Below are 23,766 nucleotides of genomic sequence, written 5' to 3' on the forward strand. Positions count from 1 at the left end.
GCTGCCGGCCAGGGACGACCGACCGTCCTTATACTTTCATCTTCACGTTAATAACTTCCTTGCGCTGCATGAACAGAAGCATCCCGCGCACCGTTTCTTCCAGTGACGGATCCGGTGCCCCGTGCTTTGATCTATTCCGGGCTTCCTGATATTCCTGATTGCTGTATAGTTTCAGTTCCATCGCCGAGATGTTTTCCACAGAGCGGATCAGGAAGTCAAGCAATGGGAACAACAGGTCATCTTTGGTACAGCGATCTACGATCTGCGGGACGAATTGCGGAAGTTTCAAATTATTGAATTCCTGATCCGTCAGCTTTGAAATGATATCCGTGATGTCCATCATATTGTTGTAGTTATCACGGACAATGTGGAACGTCTTATTGATCGTATCCGGCAGTGCAGAAATAGCGACGATATTATTGCCCACAACATCTACCGGAGTGAAACTGACCTGGTTGTTGGTATCGACGCCGATACCGTGGTTGATCATAAAGGCCAGCAGGCGGATCGAGATATCAAAGTTGTTACCACCGCCGTGTACGGAAGGTGTGATCAGTGCGGGGCGGAATATCCTGGCCTGGAGGCCGTATTTCATCGCATCCTTTACGATCTCCTCGGACACCCACTTGGTTTGGCTGTAGCCGAAGTCCAGCAGGTCGAGCGAATCGTTGGTATCAGTCTCGTACAGTACGTCCTTGACGGCCCAGCCGAAAATAAAGGTCGTAGAGACGTGGTTCAGAATTTTCGGAATGCCGGCAAACGCAAATTTGATCACCTCATTGGTCCCGCTTACATTGGTCCCCTTCATTTTTTCGTAATTGAAGAGGTAGTTCACCAAAGCGCCGTTGTTGTAAATGGCGTGGATATTTTCGGTGAGGTATTTCCATCTTTTCTCGTCCATTCCCAGCCGCGCTTTATTCATATCTCCCCGCACGGCAATTACCCGATCTTCAAATTCGCCCTGGCATAGCTCATAGATCCCGGCCAGTTTCATACCTTCGATCAATCGCTCCCGGCCCTTCTGATCATTTTCACTTCTGACCAGCACATATATATCATCGTCGGTTTGTTCGAGCAGACTCTTTAGGATGAATGGCCCCAAAAAGCCCGTACCTCCCGTCAGAAGGATCTTACCCGTTGGCTTGTAATTGGAGGCCGGCGGTACCGATTCGGGTTTGAAATTGAGCTTGACATCCCGTAGCATCTGTCGCTGCTCCGCATCCTTATGCTCGCTCTGGAGCTTGGAAATGATATTTTTCAGGCGGTGGATCGCCACCAGCGAAGACGTATCGAATTGCTCGATCAGATCAAAAAACTCGGAAACGCTGATCTCCTGCAACAGCCGGGTATCGATCTCCTTGGCCATTTTTGGTGCACCACTCTTTTTGAGCAGTTCCTTGAGGTCATTCAGCAGGAGCACCAGATCCAGTGAGTCGAGGGCGGAAACCAGGGAGAAGGTTTCTTCGCCGGTGAAACCGTACTTGTGTTTGATCTCATCGAAGGGAGAAGCGGCCTTCCCGTTGGACCTTGCTTCGGATTCGTGGATCAATACACAATTCTTAATCACCTGCAGCCCATCTTCCATCCAGAGCTGCTTCGCTTTCCGGCGCATGATCTTGCCGGAAGAAGTGCGGGGAATGATCTTATTGGGCACAAAGGTGATCGTGTGCGGTAAAATATTCAGCTTCTTCCGGATCTCTTCCGAGATCTTAAACGGATCGGGTATTTTGCTTTTGCTCTTGATTCCGACTACCACGATCAAATGCTCTTCCCCGTTCTCCTTCAGGCCGAAGGCCGCCACATAACCTTCCCGGATCTCCTTGCTGGTCTTTTCCACGATCTTCTCCACATCCTGTGGGTAGTAGTTCAGTCCGCGGATAATGATCATATCCTTGAGTCGGCCACAAACGTAGACTTCTCCTTCGTGGAGCAGGCCCAGGTCGCCGGTGCGCAGGAATTGCTGGCCCGATGCGTCTCCGGGGATTTCCGCTTCAAAGGTTTCCTTGGTCAGGGTCGGTTTATTCCAGTAACCCAGACATTTGGAAGGGCCGGACACCCAGATTTCACCGATGGCGTCTGCTCCCAGGTCCGTACAACTTTCCGGATCTACGATCCTGACCTGGTGGTCTCCGAGCGGTTTGCCGCAGCTCATGATGGACGAGGTCGTATGACCGTTCTGTCCCGGGCTGGCCAGTAGCAAACGGTTTTCCTGCAATTCCTGCCGGTTGACGGCAATGAATTTGCGACCGTGATTGGACAGGGCCAGCGTGTTTTCCGCCAGACCGTAGGCCGTAAAATAATATTGCGGATCAAGTCCATACGGCTTGAAGAACTCGAGGAACCGCTGGTAGGTGGAGACATCTACCGGCTCGGCTGCGGTCATCAACGAACGCAGACAGCTCAGGTCCAGATCGTTGAGGGTCTCTTCCGTAAGTTTGCCAGGTTGGAGGCAGTATTCGTAAGCGAAATTAGGCGCGGAAGACGCCGTTCCCCGGTATTTACTGATGGTCTCGAGCCACAGTGACGGTTTGCGGATAAAGTCGATAGGGGAGAAGCCGTAATTGGTACCTCCCTTGATCGCTAGGAACAGGTAGTAGCCGATCAGGCCCATATCGTGGTACTGGGGTAGCCAGGACACGCCGGTAATGGGATAGTGATCGATCACGATATCGCCGTTGTAGATAATATTTTCGTGGGATACCATCACGCCTTTGGGGCTGCTGGTGGATCCGGACGTATACTGCAGGAACAGAATATCGGCCTGCCGCTCGGGAATATCCGGTACGGAAATGCTCGAGATCTCACTGGTATTTACCCAGGTGATCTGGGACAGGCGGTTCTTTTCCCTGACGTTATTTCGGTTAAGGTTCAGTTTGAGTGACCAGTAATAATCCTGACTGGTAAGCACGCCCACTGCCCCGCAATCCGCCGCGATAAAATCCATTTTGGACATGGAGGACTGGTACCCCAGGCTACTCGGAGGATAGGTCGGCACGGGAATTAGCCCGCTACGCACACAGGCGAAAAAAGCACAGATCATCTCGATACCCGGAGGGTAGGCCAGTAACACCCGGTCGTTTTGCTTGAATTTAAATTCAGACATCAGGTGTGCAGCTATGATTTTGGATCTATCCTCAAATTCCTGGTAGGTATAGTCCTCCTTGATATTCCCATTAACGTCAAGAAATGCGAATAAACGTTGTTCCGGGTTTTTATCAACCCACTCATTGAATCTTTTGATAACAGACTTCATTGGACTTTTTTAAAACTGGTCTCGTTAATTAATTGGTTCTAGACATTTTAGCATTCATTGGTTCTGGCCCGGCCTCGGATCTTCCAGTTGCCCAGGCGCAATGGCCATGAGGGCTGGACGGGGAACTCGTCATTCCCCGTGCTGACGGATCTTCATGATCCTGGATGACTTCCGATATGACGGGCTAACGGGATGCGGCAAAAGTCTTAAGCCGGTTTTCCTAACTTTTTCAACAGTTTCAGATGATGCACGATGGCCTGATACATAGACGGGTTTTCCCGGTAGTCGACCCCATATTCTTCTGCAGTTGCTTTTACAATTTTGGTTAGAGGTGGGTAATGCGTATGAGCTACATGTGGAAAGAGATGGTGGACCACGTGATGATTGAGCCCTCCGCAGATCACGTTGGCTACCCGGCTACGGGTGGCATAATCCGTGGTGGTAGCAAAAATATGATCAACAAAGTCGAGTTCGTTACGGCTTTCGGGGAATTCATTGATGTCGAGCAAATGGGCGATCTGGATGATCCAGGCCGCGATCATGCCCATAATAAAATGCGTGACCACGAATACCAGGAGTACCTGCCACACGGAAAATCCGAGCAACATTACCGGCAGGGCGATCATGTAGAACAGATAAAAGATCTTACTGCCGATGATCACTATGTATTCGCTGGTAGGGATCTTGGTGTCCTGCACGTGTTTGTTGTTTTTTAACAGCAGATATTCCAGGTCTTTGACAAAAAGGAAATCCATAGTAGTGATCCAGTACATGAAAAAGACGTAGATATGCTGGTAACGGTGCATTTTTCGCCAGGGAGCGTGCGGCGTGAAACGGAAAATACCGTGCGCAAATATGCCCTCGTCCTCGCCGTGGATATTCATCACCGAATGGTGCCCTTTGTTGTGCATTACCCGCCACATATAAGAGCTGATCCCACAGGCATCCAGTACATAGCTCAGTATCTTGTTAACCATCCGGTTGTTGGAAATAGCGTTGTGATTGGCGTCGTGGGCGATATTGAGGAACATAAAGATCTGACCCAATCCCATAAAAACATAGAGTAGAAAAAATTGCCAGAAATTTAGCTCCAGCACGAAAAGCAGCAGGTAACTGCCGATCCACCAGACCAGGGCCAGGCTAACCTTTAGGTTCATTTCCCAGTTGGCTTTTCTGGAGCGTTGATTTTCCTTGAAAAAGTTATTTAAACGTTCGAATAACACTTCCTTAAACTCCCGTTGATCCTTGATCTGGGACGGAGAAATTTCCATGAATCCTTGGATTTTGCTTGTTAATAGGAACCCTTTCTCAGGAATCGCAGCCAATTGTTAGTAGGAGCGCAAGCAATATCACTACCCGGTTACAGATCTAAGTCGTACTGACAATTTTCGGCTATTATTCCACGAGAGTTCACCACAAGGTAAAAATTATTAGTAATACGGTGGCCCCCATAGTTTAATTGAGCTGACGAAGATAGCAGGACGTAGCCGTAAAACAGGAAATTTTTTTTGTAAAAAAATAGCAGAATGCCAGAGATTTTCTCCGCCAGGAAGGCCCATTTGGGCCGGATCAGCGGGGGAGAACAGCGGCAACGCAGAACCGATTCCTGCCAGAAGCGCCTTTATTTGAAATTATTTTTTAGAAAAACTCAGGCATGAGCAAACGCGGCAGCCATAAAATAAGGTCGGGTAATAAAACGATCAGCAACAGCACAATAAGCATGGGTACCAACATGATCACGACATCCCTGAGCGCATCGGCTACCCGGATGTTGCCCAGAGAACAACTGATCAGCAGACAAAGCCCGTAGGGAGGAGTGACCAGGCCGAAAGCCAGGGCAACTACCCCAATGATGGCAAAATGGATGGGATGATAACCGGCCGCTTCCGCTACCGGCCAGAGTACTGTTCCCAGAATAATAATGGCCGGAATGGCGTCAATGAACATCCCGATCAGCAGAAAGGCTGCGGCGATCACCATGCCGGTGCCGATAAATCCCAGTGACAGATCCTGCAACTGGCTCACGATGGCTTCCGGGACCTTAAAAAAGGCTAAGAGGAAGGCAAAGGCCGAAGCGGTGCCCACTGCGAACAGCGCAATAGCGGAAAAACGGGCGGATTCGTAAAATACTTCCTTCAGGGCTTTCAGGTCCAGTTTTCGGTATATCAGTCCCCCCAGCAGCAGGGAATAGAGCACTGCGGCCAGTGAAGCTTCCGTCGGCGTAAAGAAACCGCCGGAGATCCCACCTACAATAATGATAGGCGTGAACAGCGCCAGCAGGGCGCTGCCGGCACTATTGAAAAAAGCCCGCCAACCGGCCAGCGGATAGCGCGGATAGTTCCGACGCCGGGCGTAGACATAGACGGTAGCCATCATGGACAGACCGATGGCAATACCCGGAATGATGCCCGCCAGGAATAATCCCCCAATGGAAACCGACATGACCCCGCCCCAGATGATCATCAGGACGCTGGGTGGTATGATCACCCCCATCACGGAAGAACAGGCGGTCACCGTAACGGCCAGGGAGGCATCGTACCCTTCCTTTTTCATGGCGGGGATCATAATGGCTCCGATGCCCGCGGAGTCCGCCGTCGAAGATCCGGAAATGCCGGCAAAAAGCATACTTACCGTGATATTGACGTGGCCGAGCCCACCCGGCAAATGACCGACGATGGCCTTAGCGAAATTCATCAATCGGTCGGTAATGCCGGCGCGATTCATCAGATTGGCGGCCAGCAGGAAAAAGGGGACCGCCAGTAGTAGAAAGGAATTGTAAGCCCGGAACATCTCGGTAAACAGCAGCGTGACCGTCAAGCGGTCGTGCATGAGAAAGATCGGCACGGTGGCCAGCCCAAGTGCAAAGGAAACCGGCACCCGCAACAGGACCAGAACGATGAACAGACTCATTAAAATAACGGCAACTTCTATGGGACCCACGGCTCAGGATTTCTCTTGGTGATTAAAATGCTGGTAGATCTGTTCTACCAAAAATAACATCCAGCTCAGTCCGGCCAGTGGCCAGGCGATATAAATGGTTAGCATCGGCAGACCGGATATCTCCGAAGACTGGGTGAGACCGAACAGTGCGAACTGAAATCCTCCGGCCACAAAAACAATCGCCAACAGTAGCATGAGCATCAGCAGAATGACGCGCAGGTTATGCTCCGTTTTTGGCGAAAACTTCGGCAGGATGTCTACGTGAAAGTGCGACTGATCCCGCACGGCGATACTGGAACCGATCAGAATAATCCAGATGAAGGCAAAGCGGGCAATTTCTTCGGTCCAGATGTAGCGGGGGATAAACGGCAGGAAACGGGACAATACCTGGATCAGTACGGGTACGACCAGGACGCACAGCATGATGGTCAGCAGTCCCTGCAGGAGTTTGAAATATCGATCGATGAAATGAGCCATAGCACTGTTTTTATGGTAAGCTTACTTCAAGGCATTTATGGCATCGAGGATAGCCGATGCTCCGACCTCCCGGGCGTAGGCGGCCTTAACGGGAGCCGCCAGTTTCAGTAACGTATCCCGATTTGCGAATTCGTGTAAACGGACTTTTCCATCGGCCGCCAGTTGCTGCATGAGTGGATCGTCAATGGCAATTTCCAGTTCCCGTTCAAACTGCATCGCCTCCCGTCCCGCTTTGAGGATGGCATCCTGGAGCCCGGCCGGTAGCGCCCGAAATCGCTTGCCGCTGAAGAGCAACGGCCGTACGATAATAGATACGGCAGTTAAGGAAACATCCTGGGCCACTTCGTACCATTTGAAATAATCCAGGGCCGTAGCCGAATTCTCCGCGCCGGAGATCACTCCCGTCTGGATGGCGTTGTAAACTTCATCACCGCTAATGACGGTAGGGTAGGCGCCGAGGGCGGAAAACATCCGCGACTGGATGGGCGATCCCATCACCCGCATATCGAAACCCTGCAGCTCTTCCAGGTTGCGTACGGGCCTGCGACCGAAAATGTGCCGCTTTTCTCCACCACCATACCCGAGGATGCGGACGTCGGCCCGATCGTAAAGCTGCTGTTCCAGATCGGCAAAAACATCCGATTCCATGGCAGCGAGGTAATGCTCCGTATCCTGAAACAGAAAAGGAACATCCATAATGGTGATCATGCGGGAGAAGGTCGAACCGTGCGAAGGAGAAGTAATGGCAAAATCTACCACCGCTCCGATATTCATGTAGCTAAAATACTCTTTTTCCGTACCCAGTTCGCTGTTTTTGTGCAAGACGAATTCCAGCTTTTCCGGCCCGGTGTAATAGGACGCTACCAGCTCGCTAAAGCGCACCAGGGCCCGGGTGTAGGAATGAGAATCGTCAAATTGGGAAGCTCCGTGCAACACAATAGTATTGTGGTCCGGGCGGTAGCGGGCAAATGCGACAAAGGACAGCGCAAACACCAGGGTCAGGCTGCAGACAATAATGGTTTTATACAGTGGAGAAAGAGATTTCATAGTCGGTCGGTCTCCAGTTTTTCGAACGTTCGGGACATGTGTCTTGCTTTTCCAGCGTGCAAAAGAGTTAAGCGTTCTCGGCCCGCTGTGTAGTGGTTAAGATAAGAGAAATATTGTAGAATTTGAGTGGATCATCCGCCCGGCCATCACCGTCGGCTGAAAACCGGGATTTTTTCGGAGCGCCTGGGAGGGATACCCGGATGGCCGGAAAAACAATCTGCGGCGCATCTTCTTATCTGCAACAGGATTTTCTATATTTAGGAAACTCAACACCGCATGCGTTACCTGCTTTTTATTTCTAGCCTTCTTTTTTTGATTTCCTGTAGTCAGAATAACCAAACTTCATCGGAAGAAAATGCCATGCCGGCGGCCTACCTGCTGGAAGACGGCGATCTGCCGGATTACGAAGCCCAACTGGATCACCGGGGGCTGATGGCCAACTGGACCGAGGAGTTTTACCACAAAGGTATGGTCACTTACCGTACGGTATGTTTCAATTGCCACGGCAACGAAGAGCAGCCCGGTTCCATGCCCACGGCGGCCAAATTCTGGAGCGATAAGCTGAAAAATGGATCGGATCCCTACGCAATGTACCAGACGCTGACCAAAGGTTTCGGTCTGATGCCGCCCCAGGTGCGACTGACTCCGCGGGAAAAGTACGAGGTGATCCACTTCATCCGGGAGGAATTCATGAAAGAGCAGAATCCGGATCAATATTTTGAGATTACGGAGAGCTGGCTGGATAGCCTGCCGGTCGGAGATACGCTCGGGCCGGATCCCCAGCCTTACCATCCCTGGGCGGACATGGATTACGGCAACTTTTTAATGCGGACTTATGATCTGTCCAGCACCGGTGATCCGGAACGGGGCATCTCCGGCGGTCGCAGTCCCCTGCCCAACGAAGATTTTCGCGATGTCAACTTCGCCTACAAGGGCATCGCCATTCGGCTGGATCCCGGCGAAGGAGGCATAGCGGCCGGTAATGCATTTGTATTATTTGATCACGATCTGTTGCGGTTCACCGGTTTCTGGACCGGCGAGGGATTCATTGACTACGAAGATATCCTGCTGAATGACCGCCATAATATTTTTCCCCGGACAGTCGGCCAGGTGCGGATCGAAAATCCGATCACCCCGGGCTGGGCCGACCCCGAAGCCGGAAATTTTGACGATCCCCGCTTCGTAGCGGTCGACGGCCGGCCTTTTGGCCCCCTGCCCCGCGAATGGGCCCATTACAAAGGTTTGTACTACCACGGAGATCGGGTCGTGATCCAATATACCGTAGGTGAGGCTGAGATCCTGGAAACTTACGACCTGGAAGCCAATGGCGAAAATCCGGTCATCAGCCGGACGTTGAACGTTGCCACTTCCGACCGCCCTCTGAAGATGAGGGTCGCCCCCGCCGGAACGGCGGTACGGCTGCTTGGCGACGGGGAACTGGTGGAAAAGGATGGCTATCACCAGTTACAATTAAAAGCGGGGCAGCCTGCGAAAGTCAAATTATTGCTGACTCCGAATGCATCCGGCCTGGAAGCGCTTTCTAACCCGACCGGCCCGGAGGACCTGCAGCAGTATACCCAGGGTGGACCAACGCATTATCCGGAGGTACTGAGCAGCCCGATCCTCCGGGCGGAAGACGACGCAGCCTATGTGGAAGATGTATTCGTTTTGCCTTTAGAAAACCCCTGGAAGAGTCGCATGCGTCCTACGGGTATCGATTTTCTGGATGATCCCGATCAGGCGGTGGTTTCGACGATCGACGGCGAGGTGTGGCGCCTGGAAGGCATCACCCAAAAGGAAGGCCTGATCAAATGGCACCGTATCGCCACCGGTTTGTTCCAGCCATTGGGCATCAAATACCACCAAGGTAAGATCTACGTGAGCTGCCGGGACCAGATCGCAGTACTGGAGGACCTGAACGGCGATGGAGAAACGGATTATTACCGAAGCTTCAACAGCGACCATCAGGTGACAGAGCATTTTCACGAATTCGCCATGGGATTGCAGGTGGATGAGGCCGGTAATTTCTACTACGCCAAAAGTGGCCGGCACGCCCGTACGGCGCTGATCCCGCAACACGGCACCCTGATCCGGGTGAGCCCGGATGGGCAGACTTCCGATATCATTGCCCACGGCTTCCGGGCGGCCAATGGGGTTTGTCTCAACCCGGATGGTTCCTTCATCGTGACCGATCAGGAAGGCTACTGGAATCCGATGAACCGCATCAACTGGGTGGAAGAAGGGGGCTTTTATGGCAATATGTACGGCTACGGCGCCCCGGCTGATACTTCGGACGCCGCAATGATCCAGCCGCTGTGCTGGATTGACAGTAAATACGACCGCTCTCCGGCCGAACTCCTGTGGGCGGAGAGTGAAAAGTGGGGCCCATTGAGCGGCAGCCTGCTTAGTTTATCCTACGGTTACGGTAAAATGTTTGCAGTATTGCCCCAGCAGGTGGGGAATACCCGGCAGGGCGGCATCGTCGAATTGCCGGTTCCGCAATTCCCTACGGGTTTGATGCGGGGACGCTTCAATCCGGAAGACGGTCAGTTCTACGGCTGCGGAATGTCGGCCTGGGCCACCAATCAAATGATCCAGGTGGGAGGGCTGTACCGGGTGCGATATACGGGGCAGCCGCTTCACCTACCGGTGGCTATGGCGGCTACCGAAACCGGTATGGAGCTTACCTTTTCGGATCCGCTGGATAAGGCTTCCGCCGAAAATGCCGGCAATTTTCAGATAACGGTATGGGATCTGAAGCGAAGCCACAATTACGGTTCAAAACGCTACAACGTCCGGGAATTATCCATCGAATCGATGCGCCTGGCGGGAAATGGTAAACAACTCACCATTTCCCTCCCGGACATCGAGCCGACCTGGGTGATGGAAATAAAATACCAACTGAAATCGACCGATGGCAAAAAAGTAGAAGGCGCTATTCAGAACACCATCTATGAGCTTGGCAAGGCCGGCGATCAGTCGATCTAGTTTTTTGGGCATTAAGTTTCGTATACTTGGGGTGTGCAGGACTTAGTTCCCAAGGCACTAATTACACCAGGCGCGAGAAACGTGCATTGGAATACGGAAAATCAACACCCATGGCAAAAGCGGTGAAAAGTCCGCCCAGAGCTGCGGCGAGTACTGTATTCCAGGAAAAATCCGGCCGCAGGAAGAACGGTTCAACTGTAATCAGGGTGAAACCGATCCCGATAAGCACGGACAATATTGCCGTCCACTGATACAATCGCAATCCCCGCAGGATGGGCGTTTGTACTTCACCCCGATACGCTTCTTCCACGAAGCGACCCAATCCGGTCAGGATGAGATAAAGGCCAAAAATGAAGGGTGCGGAATAATGATGGTTCCAGAGCCCCAGCAGGATGAAACCGACCAGAAAAAGCCAGAGTATGGCGTAAAGCGGAGTGGGGTGGAGCAGCTCTCCCTTCAGTCCGGAGATCCCACATACCCGGCTTCGCTCGTGAAAATAGCGGATACCTACTTCCGGGTTGTCTACCGGATGACCGTGGCAGCAGCCATTGACCAGGCAGCGCAAACGACCGATAGCCTGGACCCAGGGCATCACCACGGATACCGTTCCGATGATCACCCAGCCGTTGAATCCCAAAAGGCGTACGAGCAGACTACCGAAAATAATACCCACCAGAGCTCCGTAGTAACCAAACGGTCGCTTCAGTTTTTCGGATCCTTCGATCAGTTGCGCCCAGAGCGCGGAAAATACGATCACGGTAAAGGTAAAAGCCAGAATGCCCCAGGCGTAGGCGGCACCGGCGAGGATGCCGGCCAGCAGGATACCGAAAAAAGCACCGAAACCGACATAGAAACCGTGGTTGATCACCCGGATCTTGCCGAATACCCACTCCTGCCAGGAATTGGCCACCAGCTCGGCCTCCATTCTCAAAAATTGCCAGATTCGGTCGGCATTGGTGGCCAGCAGGTAGATCCCGCTATGGACCGCTAATTGCAACAGTATCCACGGACTGACGGTCAGTCGGGTTACGACTAATGCCAGTACGACCACAGCCATTAACCAGCCCGCTGTTCTGGATCGCTGGAATAGCGGCCGTATGGAAAGCAGGAGCAGAAACAGCGGCATGGCCAGCCAGCTTGTACTGCCCGGTTCTAATAAACGCGTGCCGATCCTGGGAAAGACCAGACTAACATAGAGGTATAGCGCCAGGCCCAGCAGCGCTGAAACGCTCCAGACCCGAAGCTGGGTCCGGCTGGTCAGGAGGAAAGGTACCAGCAGTACCAGGAAAATACTCAGGTAATAGGCGGCCTGAGGGAGTGTAGGTACAAGAATAGAAAGATCGAAAAGCGAAGGCGAATGACTGAGTAATAAATGGAGGATCGTATTGACTACCAGCCAAAGTGAACCCACCCAGAACAGACTCGCCAGGCGGTCACGAAGCTGCGGTCGCTCCGGCCCTGCTGCGAGTAGGGCGAGTACCGTACGAATGGATTGCCCCGGGAATCGGACCCGCAGGTCCAGCGCTTCGTAGCCGGTTACCAAAGCGATCATACTGAGGATACTGATGGGCGTGACCAGCCACAATCCACTGGCCGACCCTGTATAGAGGAATAGCCCGATCAAAAAGAAGGCAAATCCCCAATAAATAGGATGGCGAAACAAGCGATATGGGCCACTCCGGACGAATTTTTTGGGTGGATAGGCATTCATTGGCAGTCCTTCTCCGCGAATTTTCAGGGCAGCCATGGCCCAGAGCATCAGACCGACTCCGGCCCCCATCAGTATCCATCCGCCGGCAGTGGATTGCACGGCGGGAAATCCGATTAGATCTTCGGTAGCTCCGGCCCAAAACCACAACCCAAGGGGAATAACCAGCAAAAATAACAGGGCGTAAAGCAGTTTACCGGCGAAGTGATTGTTTGATGTTTTCATGACTTAACTCGCATTTCGTGGAAAAAGATCAGCATGGAAATGAGCAGAAAAATGGCTCCGTATCCAATGCTGTAAATATTTGCACTGGCGGGGGAATAATCCGTAAAGGAGGTAATAATAGCACTCTGCGCGGGATAATAAGCCGGCAGGAACCGGATGATAATCTGATTCTGGGCTTCCGCGTAAAAGAGGGGATTCTGTAGCCAGCCGACGTCGATATTAACCAGGAGCACGATCAGCAGAATCCCTTCCAGTTCTCCACGGATCAAACTGCCCGCCGCCAGTCCGTAACAACCGTATACCAGACCGATGAGCATCAGGCTGAATATAAAAGCAGGAAGATGCTCGACGGGATAAAAGGTATGGGTCAGCAATCCGATATAAAGGGCGATACCAACGATCATGAATGCCAGTGCTCCGAGTATGGCGATCAGTAATTCGAGCGGGTGGTAGCCGCAAATGACCAGGCGTTTATTGACGCCTCTTCCTTTCTGGATGAGATTCAGGGCCAGAAAAGCGACTAAGAACCCGGCGGATGCCACGGCAAAAAAAATGAAGGAGATCCGCTTTTCGCTGATCTCAATGAAGGTCTCCTCATCGAGAGAGGCGAGCCGGAACGGCAAGATCCGCTCCGAAGTGGTAAATTCCACCACGCCCAAAAATACGGCGGGTATGACCAGCATCAGTATGAATACGATCTTCCGGCGTACCAGCGCCCGGAGTACCATGGAAATTCCTATGTAGATCCTTCGGCTTTTCACATCAGTTGTCCGTTTTTCAGGTCATAGATCCGGTCGAATCGCTCCCGTTCACTGAGTAGGTGCGTGACCACGAGTACCGCACAGCCTTGTTGCCGCAGTTGCCCGGTATATTCCCAAAATCGCAGATAGGTATCCCAGTCAAATCCATTGTAGGGCTCATCGAGTACCAGCAGATCCGGTTCGGGAAGGAGGGCCAGCGTGAGGTTGAGCTTTTGTTGCGTGCCACCACTCAGATTGGCGACCTTTTCTTTTTCGTATTTTTTAAAATTGAAATGATCCAGCAGGTGGTCGGCGCGTTTTTTCATAATGTCTTTGGGGATGCCGTAAGCTGCCGCAAAATACCGGAAGTGTTCGGCTACGGTGAGCAGTGGGAAAAGCAGTGCTTCCTGGGGGCAGTAGCCGAGCTTGCCGTTTAGGCTTATGGTGCCGCTATCGGCTTCCCAGGCGCCCACGATTATCTTGAGCAGAGTGCTTTTTCCCGATCCGTTTTCGCCGACAATACCGTACAGCGATCCGGCCTGCAGCTCAAAGGAGATATCCCGCAGGACGTGCTTCCTGCCAAAAGACTTGCTAATATGCCGGGCGGTCAGTAGCATATCATCGGGAGTTGAAGTTTACAAATTCGTGGATCGTCAAACCCGTAGCGATGGGGTCTTTACCCGCCAGCAGTTGGCTATGGCTTAACCACTTGAAATTATCGGCCATCAGGAACTGGAGCGGCATCGCTTTATTGAAGCCAGGTAGAAAAGACAACATCTTTTCCACCACGGTGAAAATATTCTTGTCCGCATTCAGTACGGCCTGCTGGTCCATTTTCAGAGTGAGTTCCCGATCTGGTAGTATGATCCGGTCATCCGTAATGCTGCAGTTATCCTGTCGCTTTCCGTTGAGCCAGAGCCATTGCCGCTTATCCGTTTCCCGGATCTCGATCCATACCATTTGATCCGACTCGCCGCCGAAGCGGCCCCAGCGGAGTTCGTGCATAGGGATTTTCCAGGCGGGGACCGTCATGATCAATTGTTCGGCGTAGCCGCGGCCCGTCATCGTGCGGCCGTTCCATTGCAGGCGTACCTCGGAAGCCGGTTGCAGGCAGTGCCAGTCGAGATAGCCTTCTTCGGACTCAAACAATCTGGCTGTTATCGGATCGGCAAGTCCCTGCCAACTGCCAGCTACGCCAAAGCCGGCGTCCTGCCAACTGATCGTCGAACTTTGCTTTTCCGGCATATGAATACTGCGGTATCGCGATTTTTGCCGAACGCCCGTTTCCGGAGTATAATGTAGCCAACTGGTGTAGGGGACCGTGAGCCCGCGCCAGGTGAGTTTAGCCGCGTAGAAGATCATCGCTTCTCCCTCCGGGCTCACAAAGTCGAGGAACCATTTATCCAGATAAAAATTTGGTTTGGGCATGAGCGAAATATTGAATCCAAAGTTGACAAAAATCAGCGTAGAGGCGATTCGGTGACCAGGAGACGGGGAGAGTGGGAGAGGGCATTGCTTTCCTCTTTTCCTCCGGGTCTTCTAGTCTGCTGCTCTGCGCATTTTGAAGGTAATGTTCAGAGTGTGATTTAAGGTTTTAGGTATTTTTGATCCGGTATTGATCAATGCCTTTTCAAAATGTATGAGTTGAACTGTGGGAAGGCCGGCTTGCGGCTACTCAAGTTTCACAATATCAAACCTTGCATTCCCGCAACACCTGCATAAAGCGTTTCCGCGCCGGGGCTTCGTAAACCAGCGGGAAGGTGGCCCGGGAAAGCAGCGAGAAGCGGCCTTGCGGCAACCGGCGATGGTGTTCTTCCAGCAGGGCTAATCCGGCTTCCGCCTTCCAGCGAAACCAGCGCCGGATAGGCAGGGATGAACTATCGTACAGGTGCGCCCGGGTAATTCCCCATTGGTCGCATTCTTCCCGGGAGATATTCACGTAGCCGGCTGCGATGTCTGCCTCAAAATCTTCGAGATCGAACTGGTACCGGCTGGCCATACCCAGCGGTTCGAGAAAGAGGTACTTATCCGGATCTTCGTTAAAGACTTTCAAGGTCGCCCGGATGGTACCCCGGATATCCATTTTGTGGAAGTGATTGCTCAGTTCCTCGTGGGGGAAGATCTCCAGGTGACCGCGCCGCCGGGCATCGAATAGCAGGGAATTCAGGATATCACTGGTCTCTTCCCGAAAATCGGCGCCGAAGCGATCCGCCACCTCAAAACAGTAGCACATGAGATAATCCACTTCATCCTCCGGATGGAGGGGCAACTTCGAAAATTCGATCTTTTGCAGGATGTAGGAAGCTTCGTCGGGGTATTCGGGAGGCAGCGGAGCGTCCCCGTCCACTACATCATCCAGATAACGCATCAGGGTGTAATAGGATTCCAGAAATTCTCCCCGGGTGGGAGAGAATGCCGCGTATTTGAAAAGCCGGAGATACCGCAAAAAAGCCCGGTATTTCCACCCGCGGGTTTTCAGCATGTGCTGAAATACCCGGGAGCGCATATCCTTCATGCACTTGTCTTCAATGTCCCTGCGGACCGGAGCACCGATTTTCTTAACCATGGGGCTTCTTTTTAGTGAACGGAGAATTGTTTCTAAAACTAGGGATATCTTTCAGGGAGGTCAATGATATAAATCAGCTGTCCGGATAACTTCCGGTAGTGATCAGGTCAAAGAAATTCCCAAAACACTTTGCGTCGAGTATATCTGGTGAACAACTTTCCCGAAAATCCTTTTAACATTCTGTACTGCTGGTTTGCCGTACATTTCAAAATGCCAGCCCGATGAATATACAACTCAAAACACCGGTAAAAGGAGACTATCGCGACGTCATGGCCCGCTTTGACCGGCAGCTTTTCGAAGCCCTTGCACCGAAAGGAGCAAAAATGGAGATCGTAGCATTTACCGGTTCCCAAAAAGGAGATACCGTGCACATCCGCTTTGTGAGCCCGATCCAGGCGGATTGGGTCAGCAAAATAACGGAACACGGCTCCAACGAGAAGGAAGCCTGGTTCGTGGACGAAGGTGTACAACTTCCTTTCCCGCTCGGGTACTGGAAACATCGCCATCTCGTGCGCAAACTTACGGATGATACTTCTTGTATTATTGATGATATCACCTTCCGGGGTACCAACCGGTTCCTGAGCCTGTTACTTTATCCTGCTATTTACCTGGGGTTTTATCCCCGAAAAAAGATCTACCGTCGTTATTTCGGTGCGGCCTAGCGCATTTTTTTCGGAGGAATTCGGCCGTACCACCTATTTGGCGCAATCCCCCCTCGACAAAGGCGTTTTTCCACCGGGGGAAAGCCATATATTTCGTTCATATTTGTACTGCATAAAAAACGAATAGCATGAGAAAGTTAAAATTGCAAGTACAGATATCGGTTGACGGATACATCGCCGGACCGAACGGTGAAATGGACTGGGTGACCTTCGACTGGGATGATGAACTTAAGGAATATGTCACTTCCATTACCGATCCGATCGATACCATCGTGCTGGGCCGGAATCTTGCCGAGGGCTTCATTCCCCACTGGGCCAGTGTTGCGGAAGATCCGGACAATCCGGAACATACTGCCGGTATTAAATTCACCGAAACGCCCAAGATGGTCTTTTCCAGAAAATTGGACGAATCTACCTGGGACAATACCGTGGTCGCCAAGAAAGGACTGGTTGAGGCCATTCAGGAACTTAAGGCACAGGATGGACAGGATATCATCGCTTACGGTGGTGGCGAGTTCGTTTCTTCCCTCATCAAAGAGGGCCTCATCGATGAATTTCACCTGCTGATCAATCCGGTAGCACTCGGCGACGGTATGCCGATCTTCGAAAGTATGGAAGAGCGCCAGCCCCTAAAACTTAAAAAGAGCATCGCCTTCGATTGCGGTATCGTGCTTTTGTGTTACGAACTAAAGTCCTAGGATCGTTGAAACAATTTCCGGACTCAGATTGCTGCGACGCGCCCGCAATCTGAGCCCGGGTCAACGCAATAGGCTCACATCTCCCGCAAATTGCTGCCGGAACTGCTCACCTTGTTCTTCAAAACTTACTTCCAGCATAAAAACGTAGACCGAAGATGGCGCCGGCAATCCGTTGTCCCGACCGTCCCAACCCAAACCGGGAGATTGAGACTGGAACACGAGTCGGCCCCAGCGATTGAATACCTTCAACTGGTAATTCGTGACGTTGTAAGCGGGATCCAGATTGGGAACGAACAGGTCGTTCAAGCCATCTTCATTTGGGGAAAAAACATTGGGTACAAAGACCTGGATCTGGCCGCAGGAAGACGAACTAACGATAACGGAGGCCGTGGTCTCGCAACCGGCCTGTTCCACTATGGCCGTGTACAAGCCGGCCTCACGCACGGTGTATTCCGGATCGGTGGAACCATCCTGCCATCGGATTGATCCGGTGCCGATGTTCGGACGCAGCGTGATGGTTTCGCTCCGGCAGAGTACCAGGCTATCCGCCAGACCCAGATCGAGTGACTCCTGAATGGTTACAGAAATGCTGTCCCGCGTAACGCAGTCCCCAAGGGTCGCTTCCAGCCAGTAAATGCCGGTTTGTTCGGCCAGCAGGGAAAGTCCCATGCTGCCGTCCTGCCAGAATAATTCATCACTTTGGCTGACACTGGCTTCCAGCAGTGCGGACTCACCGGAACAGATCGAAATATCCGCTCCCAGGTCTACCGTCGGCGCGGCCACGGCGGTGATCACCACGGTATCCGCGTAGCGGCAGCCGGCAGCGCTGAGCGCCAGGGTATAGGCTCCTCCTTCCGTAATGGTGTAGTTGGGCGATGTATTGCCGTCCTGCCAGCGGTATTCGTCTCCGAGGCCGCCAAGATCGAAATTAATGGTTTCTTCCGGGCAAAGGTTCCGGTCTGGTCCCAGATCAAAACGGGGCAGCGGAGTGACGGTAATGCTGACATTATCCTGCCCGGTACATCCGTCGGCGGTCACCGAAACGGCGTAATCACCGGATTGATCCACTGTAAAGGAAGAGAGGGTACTACCATCCTGCCAGCGGTAGGTGAAGCCCGCATTTCCGGGAGCAAATAAAGTAGTGGTTTCCCCTTCGCAAAGTGCAAGGTCCGGCCCGAGGTCGACGTCGGGTGTTGGCGAAACGGTGACGTTCAGTTCATCGGTGGTAGAACAACCATTGCGGGTAATGGAAAGAGCATACTGCCCGGATCGGTCAATGTTGTAAACTGGTGCGTCGGAATTGTCTTGCCAGCGGTAGGTGTCACCGACACCGGAAAAGTCGAAAAGCAGGGCTTCTCCACTGCAAAGGGTGGTATCCGGTCCGAGGCTGAACTGTGGTAAAGGCGTGAAGGTCAGGCTGATCTCATCCTGCCCGGTACAGCCGTTGGCGGTCACTGAAACGGCATAACTGCCGGACTGGTCAACGGTGAGAAAGGAGGTGGTACTGCCGTCCTGCCAGCGGTAGGTGTTCCCGGCTGCCATTGGCGCATTGAGGGTCGTGGTTTCCCCTTCGCAGAGGGCGAGATCCGGTCCGAGGTCGACGGTTGGCGTTTCAAAAAAATTGACGTTTATTTCATCGGTAGCAGCGCAGCCGTTGCTGGTGATGGCCAGCGTATACTGTCCGGTCTGATCAATGGTATAGGCCGGTGCGTCGGAATTGTCCTGCCAGCGGTAGGTATCACCGACACCGGAAAAGTCGAAAGCCAGGGTCTCTCCGCTGCAGAGCGAGGTATCCGGTCCGAGACTGAACTGCGGTAAAGGCGTAAAGGTCAGGCTAATCTCATCCTGTCCGGTACAGCCGTTGGCGGTCACGGAAACGGCATAACTGCCGGACTGTTCAACGGTGAGAAAGGAGGTAGTGCTGCCATCCTGCCAGCGGTAGGTATTCCCGGCTCCGGTGGGTGCATTAAGCGTCGTGGTTTCCCCTTCGCAGAGGGCAAGATCCGGTCCGAGATCGACGGTGGGTGTTTGCGATACGCTAACGTTCAATGCATCGGTGGCAGCGCAGCCATTGCGGGTAATGGACAGCATATACTGTCCGGCCTGATCAATGCTGTAGACGGGTGTATCGGCGTTGTCCTGCCAGCGGTAGGTATCGCCGGTACCGGAAAAATCAAAAGCCAGGGTCTCTCCGCTGCAGAGCGTGGTGTCCGGTCCGAGGCTGAACTGCGGTAAAGGGGTGAAGGTCAGCGTGACTTCATCCTGCCCGGTGCAACCATCGCTGGTCACGGAAACTGCGTAGCTGCCGCTCTGGCCCACGGTAAGTTGCGGCTGGTCACTGCCGTCCTGCCAGTTATAGGTCGCTGCGGCGGAAGCAGTGGCATCGAGGGTAAGCGTTTCGCCCGCGCATAAAGTCTGATCCGGCCCCAGATCAACCATTGGGGTGGGAAGGGCAAAAAGCTCAATGGTATCGGAGCTGATACAACCCGACCGGTCGAGATGTACAAAATAGGTGCCGGCCTGGGTGACGGTAAAGGTGGGTTCGGAACTGCCGTCTTGCCAGCGATACGTTATCCCCGCATCGTTGACGGTGGCATCGAGCAACTGGTTTTGGTCTTCGCAGATGCCGACATCCGGCCCGAGGTCGACGGTGGCCGGGTTAATGGTGCTGATGGTAATGCTGTCGATGATCTGACACATGTTACCGAAAGTGACCCGGGCCCAGTACGTATCCGCCTCGGTTACCGGTATGGCTGCTTCGGAGCTGCCGGTTGACCATTCGTACGTTTCTCCCGGACTGTAATTATAGGCGCTCAGACTCAGTACGTCTCCGGTACAGATACTGCGATCTTTCCCAAAAAAACCGACTTCTACAAAATCCGGCCGACTGTCGAAGATCCACCCCTGATTGGAATTGCCGATGTTCGTGCTGTGGGAGCCCGCAAAAAAGGAGGCGCCGCCGGTACCGATCTGGTCCTGCATCTGGATAAAATCTCCGTTGACCACAGCCGCGGCCGGCATGGAAAAGGTTGCTTTTTCGCCGGGTAGGGTAGAAAACAGTTCGATCGGATTGCAGTTGTTGCCGAGTACCAGAAAGTATTCATTGACCGTTTGGGTCACGTGGTGTTCGAAGCGATAGGATTTGCCCGGGGCCAGCAACAGGCTATCGATGTTGTGGTACCCCTTGACATTGGCATCGCCACCGATCTCCAGCAGATTGAAGTTGGCGGGATTGTTGATGTTACTGGAATTCTCCCGGTGGCAGATATTGATCAGGCCTTCCGTTCCGCTGAATACAACATTGTTAAAGTGGAGCCCACCGCTTAACAGCATTCCCGCGTTTGGATGAAGGAGTTCTATGATTGAAGTACCGGGGTTGATGACAGTATTATTTCCGAAAGGTGCTTCGATGCTGTAGTACTCATAAAAGTCTACCACGGTGGGCTCGGATATAGTGATCGTAGAGTTTCCTAAACTTAAAGTGAACAGGTTATCGCTATTGAACATCTCCAACCTGCCCAGTACCAGGCGCTGGTCGTTGGTATTAAGGGCACCGCTCTCCAGTAGTAATTGGTTGGCGGACAGCCCGTCCAGCAGGGTACATTCCCCTTCGTTTTCGATAACCACATCCTGGAAGGATCGCCCATTGGTTAGCAGGGTCTGGGCTCCGGAACCACTCATGTGGAAACCGTAGACCTGATTGACCATGCTGGCGGAGAAGCGCCCCGAACCGTAGACGTAAAGCTGATTGAGCGTAATGGTCGGATTGGGCAAATTATCCGTCCAGGTAATGTCGTGACAATAATGGAAATCCAGTTTTTGTCCGACTACCTGCTGGTTCGGTCCGGTAAAAGAGTTGGTGTCGAAGATCACGTCATCGAGCAGGCTGGGTATACAGGCACCACCGGTGCCACCGCTGGTAAGCGACCAGTGAGCCGGGTCGGCCCAGTCACCGTTCCCGCCTACCCAGTAGAGGGTACGACTGCTGAGTTCGTTGATCGTCCAGCCCTGATTGTTGCCCAGGTCAATACTGTTTTGGGCGGTGAGCTGGCCGCCGCCGGTATTGTGCATGTCTTTCAGGGAGAGGTATTGTAGGTTATGGTCGTTCGGAATATTGAAAAAGGCGGCATTTCCGGCGAAATTCGCCTGCAGGGTGATCAGGCCGTTGCAGTCGCCGGGAGCTGCGATGTTACCGATATTTTGGGTGGTGCCCGATTCAAAAAAGTAGGAGAAGCCGGGGGCGAAGATCACGGTGTTGATGGTGAAATCATCGGAAAAATAAGCTCCATCCGTAAACTCCAGCGAATCGATGATGATATTCGCGCCGGAAGTATAGTGCAACAGATGGCCGCGGTTGCGCGTGAAGAGTACCCGGTGGTAATTGAGGGTTTTGGGGCCAAGGTGTTCAAAAAAACCATTTATCCCCCGGAATTCGATGGTAGAAGTACCCGCGTCCAACTCGAAATTGCCGTTAAGATTAACATTCCAGCGGTCTTTATCCACATCGGGAAAATGCTTGATCACCCAGAGGGAATTACCCAGCTCCAGCCGCCGGAGGATATTGTTTCCGCTGGAGAAGAACTCTTTACACTCCACGTATTGATCGTTAGTGGTCAGGGTACCGGCCTGGAAATCGATATAAGTCTCCACTTTCAAGCTATCCTGGAGTGTCCACTGCCCCCCGGGGCCGTTGAAGGCGAGCGTATTGATCTGGTGGTTAGCGGTAGTGATCGTCTTTCCCGGTTCCGGACTTTCGAAATGCACCTGGCCGAGATAACCGAAATTCATTTCCCTGATCTGGGTCATCGAGCCGTAGATATGCAGCCAGGGCTCATAATCGGATTCCAGGCGCGGGAAAAACTGGGCACCGGACCAGTCTATGTCGCGGCAGAAGGCATTCTCTACCTCGATGCGTACGGTCTGGCCCGGCTGGGTGAAAGAGTTGGCGTCAAAAAACACATTATCGGTACCGGATGGCACGCAGGCACCGCCCGGTCCGCCACTCGTCAGCGACCAGTGAGCGGGATCGTTCCAGTTGCCGGAATCCCCTACCCAGTACAGATTATTTACCGAACGGGCATTGATGACCCAGCCACTGTTCCCGCCCAGGTCCACACTGTTGTTGGCGGTGTAATTGGACGTTCCGGTAGCCGTAATACCTTTCAGATTGACGTAATCAATCTCGATCGCTTCACCGTCCGACCGGAAGATCGTCGGTCCGTCATTGCCGATCCTGGCCTGAATGGTGATCGTACCGAGGCAGTTCCCGTTGGCCGTGATCTGCTGGATATTGTAAGTGTGGGAAGACAGAAAATCGTAAGTTTTTCCGGGAGTTAGGATCAGGTGTTCGGCGCTCATGGTGAAGTCCACCCGGGCACTGCTGTTGAAGCGGATCTCACCGTAGCTGACCGGATCGTAGCCCTGTACCAGAGCTGCCGCTCCGTTAGAATTCGAAAATAAAAAATCGTTGAAGATCAGCGGATCCGTGGATTCGATATCTACCTGTACCTCATTCGATGTACATTCGATCAGGGAATTTCCCGGATCAACGGAAAAGGAGGAGCCATGTACCCGGACCTCCATAACGAAAATGGCGTAAAGATTGTCATTGGTGGCAAAGTACTGGTTGCGGCCATTGAGGGTAATGTGGGAATCCCCAAGGGTCAGGCTGCCGCTATTCTGAATGCGGATGTGCAGAAAATCCGCGGTGAGATCCTGGCTGTTCGTATTCAGATGGCCGTCGTTCATGACTATGGCACTGTCCACCACCACGGTACCGTCCAGTCGCCAGCCGCCACTGCCGTTAAATACCACACTTTTTCCCAGAAAATGATCGGCCGTTTGCACGGGAGTGTCCGGGTTGGCCGAGCGAAAGCGAAATTCTCCCGCAAAATCGAGGACCATGCCGGTAATGAAATGCAGACTGCCGAAAATATTGATCACTTTTCCCGCCGTTCCGCGCAAAACGGGATTGCCCGTGGCACCGGTCCAATCCAGCGCTCGACAAAAGATATTCTCGTTGTTGATGGTCACCACCTGATCGGGGCCGGTAAAGGAATTGCCGTCAAAATAAACATCATCATCCGCAGTGGGCACCTGATCGTGGGTAAGGATACCTCCGGAACTGGTCGCCCAGTGGGAGATATCCGACCAGTTGCCGCTGCCGCCGATCCAGAAGTAATCGGCGGCAGTAAGGCCGGTTGTGAATAGGGTACATAGAGCGGTTAAAAGAATGTTTCTCATACGGAATGTAGTGGTAGATAACATGGTCGAGGGGTAATACAGGGTTCAGTTTTTAATCAGGGTCGTTTAGCGTGATTTGGGAGATCATCCCGCATCCGGCGCAACTCACTCCGGGATCCAGGCGTGATGGGCCCGTTCCGGAAGATCATGGTTACCGATCCGCGCAATAATTTCCCAAAACGCGCTATTGCTAAATTGCAGGAAAAATCATCGCTTCAC

At 52.7% G+C, this 23,766-nt stretch carries 14 protein-coding genes; 3 read left to right on the plus strand and 11 right to left on the minus strand.

Going from position 1 to position 23,766, the window contains the following annotated elements; translation table 11 throughout:
• Positions 1–28: 28 nt before the first annotated feature.
• The 5 genes from CRP01_RS16000 to CRP01_RS16020 form a co-directional block, all read right to left on the minus strand.
• Positions 29–3,253 (minus strand): fatty acyl-AMP ligase, encoded by a 3,225-nt coding sequence (locus tag CRP01_RS16000; RefSeq protein ID WP_099151077.1) that lies wholly within the window; start codon positions 3,251–3,253, stop codon positions 29–31.
• A gap of 206 nt (positions 3,254–3,459) precedes the next feature.
• Complete coding sequence (locus tag CRP01_RS16005; protein WP_099151078.1) at positions 3,460–4,524, minus strand: fatty acid desaturase family protein; 1,065 nt, start codon at positions 4,522–4,524, stop codon at positions 3,460–3,462.
• A gap of 367 nt (positions 4,525–4,891) precedes the next feature.
• On the minus strand, positions 4,892–6,193 hold the full coding sequence (locus tag CRP01_RS16010) for a TRAP transporter large permease (RefSeq protein WP_099151079.1): 1,302 nt from the start codon (positions 6,191–6,193) through the stop codon (positions 4,892–4,894).
• A gap of 3 nt (positions 6,194–6,196) precedes the next feature.
• Entirely contained in the window at positions 6,197–6,670 is a 474-nt protein-coding gene (locus CRP01_RS16015) for a TRAP transporter small permease (RefSeq protein WP_099151080.1), read from the minus strand.
• Positions 6,671–6,691: 21 nt separating this feature from the next.
• Positions 6,692–7,717, minus strand: a complete 1,026-nt coding sequence (locus CRP01_RS16020) for a TRAP transporter substrate-binding protein (protein WP_099151081.1) — start codon at positions 7,715–7,717, stop codon at positions 6,692–6,694.
• A 276-nt stretch (positions 7,718–7,993) separates the two neighbouring features.
• Between CRP01_RS16020 and CRP01_RS16025 the strand changes: the two genes are divergently transcribed.
• The gene (locus CRP01_RS16025; protein ID WP_099151082.1) at positions 7,994–10,705 is read left to right on the plus strand and encodes a DUF6797 domain-containing protein; all 2,712 of its coding nucleotides are present in this window, start codon (positions 7,994–7,996) and stop codon (positions 10,703–10,705) included.
• 61 nt (positions 10,706–10,766) lie between these two features.
• On the opposite strand, the gene CRP01_RS16030 is transcribed toward CRP01_RS16025, so the two are convergent.
• The 5 genes from CRP01_RS16030 to CRP01_RS16050 all read right to left on the minus strand — a co-directional run bounded on the left by CRP01_RS16030 (position 10,767) and on the right by CRP01_RS16050 (position 15,944).
• Positions 10,767–12,638 carry a prolipoprotein diacylglyceryl transferase family protein gene (locus tag CRP01_RS16030; RefSeq protein ID WP_099151083.1) on the minus strand — a complete coding sequence of 624 codons (1,872 nt, stop codon included), beginning with the start codon at positions 12,636–12,638 and terminating at the stop codon, positions 10,767–10,769.
• A complete protein-coding gene (locus CRP01_RS16035) occupies positions 12,635–13,399 on the minus strand; it encodes an ABC transporter permease (protein ID WP_143473407.1) in 765 nt (254 codons plus the stop codon). The genes CRP01_RS16030 and CRP01_RS16035 overlap by 4 nt, the downstream gene beginning before the upstream one ends.
• Entirely contained in the window at positions 13,396–13,995 is a 600-nt protein-coding gene (locus CRP01_RS16040) for an ABC transporter ATP-binding protein (RefSeq protein ID WP_099151085.1), read from the minus strand. Before CRP01_RS16040 ends, CRP01_RS16035 begins: the two co-directional genes overlap by 4 nt.
• A 1-nt stretch (position 13,996) precedes the next feature.
• Complete coding sequence (locus CRP01_RS16045) at positions 13,997–14,806, minus strand: hypothetical protein (protein ID WP_099151086.1); 810 nt, start codon at positions 14,804–14,806, stop codon at positions 13,997–13,999.
• Positions 14,807–15,068: 262 nt separating this feature from the next.
• Complete coding sequence (locus CRP01_RS16050; RefSeq protein ID WP_099151087.1) at positions 15,069–15,944, minus strand: hypothetical protein; 876 nt, start codon at positions 15,942–15,944, stop codon at positions 15,069–15,071.
• A gap of 221 nt (positions 15,945–16,165) precedes the next feature.
• Between CRP01_RS16050 and CRP01_RS16055 the strand changes: the two genes are divergently transcribed.
• Together CRP01_RS16055 and CRP01_RS16060 are read left to right on the plus strand one after the other, a co-directional pair.
• Positions 16,166–16,606, plus strand: a complete 441-nt coding sequence (locus CRP01_RS16055; protein WP_099151088.1) for a hypothetical protein — start codon at positions 16,166–16,168, stop codon at positions 16,604–16,606.
• A gap of 128 nt (positions 16,607–16,734) precedes the next feature.
• Complete coding sequence (locus tag CRP01_RS16060) at positions 16,735–17,304, plus strand: dihydrofolate reductase family protein (RefSeq protein WP_099151089.1); 570 nt, start codon at positions 16,735–16,737, stop codon at positions 17,302–17,304.
• Between the two features lie 60 nt (positions 17,305–17,364).
• Here the strand turns inward: CRP01_RS16060 and CRP01_RS16065 are convergent, their stop codons facing one another.
• On the minus strand, positions 17,365–23,547 hold the full coding sequence (locus CRP01_RS16065; RefSeq protein ID WP_170110395.1) for a gliding motility-associated C-terminal domain-containing protein: 6,183 nt from the start codon (positions 23,545–23,547) through the stop codon (positions 17,365–17,367).
• Positions 23,548–23,766: the final 219 nt, after the last annotated feature.

Source organism: Flavilitoribacter nigricans DSM 23189 = NBRC 102662, assembly GCF_002646595.1.
Lineage (GTDB): Bacteria > Bacteroidota > Bacteroidia > Chitinophagales > Saprospiraceae > Flavilitoribacter > Flavilitoribacter nigricans.

What these genes read in the sequence shown, in the direction of transcription:
- CRP01_RS16000 (WP_099151077.1), bottom strand. Translation starts at nt 3,253, where the DNA reads ATGAAGTCTGTTATCAAAAGATTCAATGAGTGGGTTGATAAAAACCCG.
- CRP01_RS16005 (WP_099151078.1), bottom strand. Translation starts at nt 4,524, where the DNA reads ATGGAAATTTCTCCGTCCCAGATCAAGGATCAACGGGAGTTTAAGGAA.
- CRP01_RS16015 (WP_099151080.1), bottom strand. Translation starts at nt 6,670, where the DNA reads ATGGCTCATTTCATCGATCGATATTTCAAACTCCTGCAGGGACTGCTG.
- CRP01_RS16020 (WP_099151081.1), bottom strand. Translation starts at nt 7,717, where the DNA reads ATGAAATCTCTTTCTCCACTGTATAAAACCATTATTGTCTGCAGCCTG.
- CRP01_RS16025 (WP_099151082.1), top strand. Translation starts at nt 7,994, where the DNA reads ATGCGTTACCTGCTTTTTATTTCTAGCCTTCTTTTTTTGATTTCCTGT.
- CRP01_RS16030 (WP_099151083.1), bottom strand. Translation starts at nt 12,638, where the DNA reads ATGAAAACATCAAACAATCACTTCGCCGGTAAACTGCTTTACGCCCTG.
- CRP01_RS16040 (WP_099151085.1), bottom strand. Translation starts at nt 13,995, where the DNA reads ATGCTACTGACCGCCCGGCATATTAGCAAGTCTTTTGGCAGGAAGCAC.
- CRP01_RS16045 (WP_099151086.1), bottom strand. Translation starts at nt 14,806, where the DNA reads ATGCCCAAACCAAATTTTTATCTGGATAAATGGTTCCTCGACTTTGTG.
- CRP01_RS16050 (WP_099151087.1), bottom strand. Translation starts at nt 15,944, where the DNA reads ATGGTTAAGAAAATCGGTGCTCCGGTCCGCAGGGACATTGAAGACAAG.
- CRP01_RS16055 (WP_099151088.1), top strand. Translation starts at nt 16,166, where the DNA reads ATGAATATACAACTCAAAACACCGGTAAAAGGAGACTATCGCGACGTC.
- CRP01_RS16060 (WP_099151089.1), top strand. Translation starts at nt 16,735, where the DNA reads ATGAGAAAGTTAAAATTGCAAGTACAGATATCGGTTGACGGATACATC.
- CRP01_RS16065 (WP_170110395.1), bottom strand. Translation starts at nt 23,547, where the DNA reads ATGAGAAACATTCTTTTAACCGCTCTATGTACCCTATTCACAACCGGC.